Source organism: Brenneria salicis ATCC 15712 = DSM 30166, from assembly GCF_003315515.1.
GTDB classification, from domain to species: domain Bacteria; phylum Pseudomonadota; class Gammaproteobacteria; order Enterobacterales; family Enterobacteriaceae; genus Brenneria; species Brenneria salicis.
In genome coordinates, this window is record NZ_QNRY01000092.1 from 1 (window position 1) to 1,150 (window position 1,150).

At 56.1% G+C, this 1,150-nt stretch carries 1 protein-coding gene; it reads left to right on the forward strand.

Translation table 11 applies throughout. From position 1 onward, the window contains the following. Positions 1 to 1,149: elongation factor Tu (gene tuf, locus DES54_RS18430; RefSeq protein WP_244910743.1), on the forward strand; the 1,149-nt coding region annotated here is incomplete at its 5' end. Between the last annotated feature and the right edge of the window lies 1 nt (position 1,150).

Below are 1,150 nucleotides of genomic sequence, written 5' to 3' on the forward strand. Positions count from 1 at the left end.
GTTAACGTCGGTACTATCGGCCACGTTGACCATGGTAAAACAACGCTGACCGCTGCTATCACTACCGTTCTGGCTAAAACCTACGGTGGTTCCGCGCGTGCATTCGACCAGATCGATAACGCGCCGGAAGAAAAAGCGCGTGGTATCACCATCAACACGTCTCACGTTGAATACGATACCCCGACTCGCCACTACGCGCACGTTGACTGCCCAGGGCACGCCGACTACGTGAAAAACATGATCACCGGCGCCGCCCAGATGGACGGCGCGATCCTGGTGGTTGCCGCGACGGACGGCCCGATGCCGCAGACTCGCGAGCACATCCTGCTGGGTCGTCAGGTCGGCGTTCCTTACATCATCGTGTTCCTGAACAAATGCGACATGGTTGATGACGAAGAACTGCTGGAACTGGTGGAGATGGAAGTTCGCGAGCTGCTGTCTCAGTACGATTTCCCAGGCGACGATACGCCGGTGATCCGCGGTTCCGCGCTGAAAGCGCTGGAAGGCGATGCCGAGTGGGAAGCGAAAATCATCGAACTGGCTGAAGCGCTGGATTCTTATATCCCGGAACCAGAGCGTGCGATTGACAAACCGTTCCTGCTGCCGATCGAAGACGTATTCTCCATCTCCGGTCGTGGTACGGTAGTAACCGGTCGTGTAGAGCGCGGTATCGTTAAAGTGGGTGAAGAAGTTGAAATCGTGGGCATCAAAGACACGACGAAAACCACCTGTACCGGCGTTGAAATGTTCCGCAAACTGCTGGACGAAGGTCGCGCGGGAGAGAACGTGGGCGTGCTGTTGCGCGGCACCAAGCGTGACGACGTAGAGCGTGGTCAGGTACTGGCTAAACCGGGTTCAATCAAGCCGCACACGCAATTTGAATCAGAAGTGTATATCCTGAGCAAAGATGAAGGCGGTCGTCATACGCCGTTCTTCAAAGGCTACCGTCCGCAGTTCTACTTCCGTACAACGGACGTGACGGGAACCATTGAACTGCCGGAAGGCGTAGAGATGGTCATGCCGGGCGACAACATCAAGATGGTGGTAAACCTGATTGCCCCGATCGCGATGGACGACGGTCTGCGTTTCGCCATCCGTGAAGGTGGCCATACCGTTGGCGCGGGCGTTGTTGCTAAAGTTATCGCTTAAT